Source organism: Blastomonas sp. (assembly GCF_041747255.1).
Classification (GTDB): Bacteria; Pseudomonadota; Alphaproteobacteria; order Sphingomonadales; family Sphingomonadaceae; genus Blastomonas.
The window spans coordinates 1-3,515 of the sequence record NZ_JBGTFM010000235.1 but is presented as its reverse complement, the minus strand read 5'-3'; the positions used below and the strand labels follow the sequence as shown (position 1 = coordinate 3,515).

The following is a 3,515-nucleotide window of genomic DNA, read 5'->3' as shown; positions in this document are numbered from 1 at the left end:
CGGCGTTCTGCGGCTCGGGCATGGTCTCGCCCGCCTCGATCCGCGCGCCCCACAGCGCGAACATCGTCGCATCGCCGCCATCGTCGAGGATGAGATTGGTGGTGAGGTCGTCGTCATCCTCGGTCGACCAGTCGAAAATCTTGCCGACATAGTCCCAGTAATCGGCCAGGGTCTCGCCTTTGATGGCGAACACCGGGATATCCTGCGCGGCGATCGCGGCGGCGGCGTGGTCCTGCGTCGAATAGATGTTGCAGGTCGCCCAGCGCACTTCGGCGCCCAGTTCGACCAGCGTCTCGATCAGCACCGCGGTCTGGATCGTCATGTGCAGCGAGCCGGTGATCCGCGCGCCCTTGAGCGGCTTGTCCGCGCCATATTCCTCGCGCGTGGCCATCAGGCCGGGCATCTCGGTTTCGGCGATGGCGATTTCCGCCCGGCCGTAATCGGCAAGCGCAATGTCCTTGATGACGTAGTCGGTGAAAGCGGTCACGGGCGGTCCTTGATCTGTTGTCAGGGTAAAGATGGACGCCGTGCATAGGATACGCTGCGACGTGAATTTGTCGCAGCCTCTAGCCCTTGCTCCGGCCTCGGGCAACCGAGACAAATGTTCGAGCGGCCTCGTGACTCCGAAGCAATCATCAGCGAAAATGGGTGATGCGGATTTCTCGCGACCAAGGGCAGCGCACCCCTGCACTTCGCCCTGTCGGTCGCAGCAAATTGCAGCCGTTCCATTCATCGCGCTCTGACCGCACTGATTGGGTAAGATGTTTTAATGGCCGAACGGGAAGACCAGGCATTGCGACAGGATCTGGATGGCAAGGACAGCCCTTAACGAACTCTCGGGCGGAGTGTGTGGGGCATCGTCCTCCACTGGACTCAGCCTGCGCTGACCTCCCTGAGACCCGCCCAGCGACGCACATGCATCCGTTCTGCCGACGCGTTTTCTACGTACCGAGACAGGACCGCATGGCTTTTCCACCCGCCTGCATGCATGATTCCGATCATATCCGAGCCTGCAATCATCATGTCCTGGGCCGCACCCACTCGCATGGAATGGCCTGATAGAGACCGAACTACCTCTGCATCCATTCGAGCCCTCGTTGCGGCAAACTTGATGAGGCGACGAATTGATGAAGTGGCCAAATGCCGGTCCGACAATTTGCGCGTGTGCAAACCACGAAAGAGCGGCCCTTTGCTTAGCGATGCAGCGCTTAACCAGGCGCCTAAGCGCTTGGTAGTAGCGCCAGACAGGTAAGCAGTCCGACCCTCACCGAAAGGATCGGACTTAGAAATTGGGATCCGAATTCTTGTGCGATCTTCATTCAGATGCTCGATCTGCATGGCCGCCAATTCATGGCTTCGGCAGAGCGTATCATAGCCGACACTAAGGAGCGCTGCGTCCCGAAGACCGCTCAAAGTGTCGGGACACGCTGCCACAATTTTTTCCAGCAAGACAGAGGTGAGCCCTGCGGATTGTCGCGGCCGCCGGGGCCTTGCGCGACGGGCGCGGCGCAGTGACAGGTAGACCGTGCTGTTTTCGGTCGGCGGGGGCAGATCCGCCATGCGATGCGCAAATTTGATCGCATCCACTCGGTGCTTGATGGTCGCAATCGCTTTATGCTGCGCTTGCTCGTCCACGAAGGCTGCAATTGCAGCAGGTTCTGCGGGCAGCCAGTCCAATTGGCGGCTGTCGCACCAGGCTTGGAAATGCTTCAGATCGTTCTGATAACCACGCAGTGTGTTGTCGGAGTAGGCTCCTTCACAACGCGCAAAGAGAGCATCGATTCGCTGGTGATTTGTGATACCGTTCATATGATAGAAATTGCATCATATAGGATCCTATGTCCAATGATCAGTGCGACTCAAATACGCGCTGCTAGAGCTTTACTGGCAATTTCTGCCGACGAACTCGGCAAACGCGCCGACGTTGGGTTGGCAACTATCCAGCGTTTCGAAGCTATAGAGGGAATCCCACAATATCGCCGTGGCACGCTCGAGCGAGTTAGAACCACTCTTGAATCATCTGGAGTTGAGTTTATTGGCGATCCCGTCAACTCCCCCGGCGTTCGTCTTTACCGTTAAGATGCCAGGACTGGCATCACCGATGCGTGTATCGCCATCACGACGCCCTCAATTGTGGGCGCTTTAAGAAAGCCCGCTGGTTACGTTGGTCAGGTTGCTTCGCAAAGCACCCTCGCATCGGCGCAGACCAGGGCAGGACAGGATGAGTGGTGTATACTGATCAACCCTGGCGTGCGCCTTGGTCGAATAATACACCGGCCATGCCTTCGATACGCTCGCGCCAGGCAAGTTTAGCAAGCCAGCTTTCGGGTATCCCGCTCAACCCATAAAGCGCCCCGGCCAGCTGTCCGGTGATCGCCGCGGTGGTATCGGCGTCTTCACCAAGATTGGCCGCGAGGATTACCGCATCGGCAAAGGTGCCGGTGCGCATGTATTCCCTATCAACGGTTGCAGGTGTAGTCGCTGGCCATAGGTCTGAACTGGATGCAACAGCTATCTGGATGTTCCCGATAATCTCAACTCATGCCTGTCAAAATCAGATTCACAGACTGATACCTGTTAGGAAAAGCCGAGCGAAATGCCGCTGGCGGCTAGCTGGCCAGGCTTTCGGTGACACGCTCGCGTTCGTGCTCCATCGCTGCGCGACTCAATCGGTCAAGCCTTCCGCGAAAGCGGCGTTCGTAGCGCGAGAGCCGAACAAGCTCCTTTACCCGCTCGGCAAGGACCAACAGATCAGACCGCTTGTCTGCCAGAATCAGTTCGATGTCGTTGCTGGCATAATCGATGAGGACGGTCACCCGGCGCAGGCGAACAAGCGCCTGGTGCGCCTCCCGAACGAGCAGGTTCCCATTCAAATCTGCGCCTCCCAGAACGCGAAGGTGCTCGAGCAATTCGATATCGGCCTTGCTCAACCACCGCCCGTCAAACTCAACGGGTGCGAAGAGGCCATGCTTGCGCGCATTACGCGCCGATTTGGCCTTCCCTGAAACGCTGATTGGGCCCCTGCTGCGCGCGCCGTTGGCCTTGCTTGCGCGAACGGCTGCCTCGGTGCGCCGGCGTGCCACCCAACTTACCCCTCCCCGTCGAAGGGGGCATCGGATCCGCCCTCTTCGTCGATCACCACGACTGCCTCAAGTTCTGGAGAATCGCATGCAACCGGCAGCGCACCCCGCTGCTTGGCGTCGATCAGCATGATAAGGTGCTGGGCGTGGACCCGGCGCCGGCGCTCGAACTGATTAATGACGCAATCACGCACACGCACCTCGGCGTGCTCCAGCTCCTGGAGCCCCTCAAGGAGTTGGATTTCAAATGGCGAGATCTTCCCTAACAGCCAGGCAAACTCGCGAACGTCGAGGAGTGTCCGCCGTCAGCACCCATGGCACAGATTTGAGGTTGTAGATTGAGGAGGGTTTGGGTCTCGTCGTAGTGACGAAGGAACGAAGATGAGACCCAAACCCTCCAATACAAAATCGCGTGCCAAGGCCCCTGCGGAGGCG

5 protein-coding genes are annotated in these 3,515 nt (G+C 58.7%); all 5 read right to left on the bottom strand.

The genetic code is table 11. The features are described 5' to 3' along the window. Positions 1–487: adenosylhomocysteinase (locus ACEW8G_RS08380; RefSeq protein WP_373487972.1), on the bottom strand; the 487-nt coding region annotated here is incomplete at its 3' end. A gap of 386 nt (positions 488–873) precedes the next feature. Then, on the bottom strand, positions 874–1,809 hold the full coding sequence (locus tag ACEW8G_RS08375; RefSeq protein WP_373487971.1) for a tyrosine-type recombinase/integrase: 936 nt from the start codon (positions 1,807–1,809) through the stop codon (positions 874–876). A gap of 430 nt (positions 1,810–2,239) precedes the next feature. Further along, positions 2,240–2,449 (bottom strand): ADP-ribosylglycohydrolase family protein, encoded by a 210-nt coding sequence (locus ACEW8G_RS08370; protein WP_373487970.1) that lies wholly within the window; start codon positions 2,447–2,449, stop codon positions 2,240–2,242. 160 nt (positions 2,450–2,609) lie between these two features. Beyond that, positions 2,610–2,873: a hypothetical protein gene (locus tag ACEW8G_RS08365; protein ID WP_373487969.1), complete on the bottom strand. Its 264-nt coding sequence runs from the start codon at positions 2,871–2,873 to the stop codon at positions 2,610–2,612. A gap of 215 nt (positions 2,874–3,088) precedes the next feature. Next, positions 3,089–3,211, bottom strand: coding sequence for a hypothetical protein (locus tag ACEW8G_RS08360; RefSeq protein ID WP_373487968.1), 123 nt, complete (start codon positions 3,209–3,211; stop codon positions 3,089–3,091). Positions 3,212–3,515: the final 304 nt, after the last annotated feature.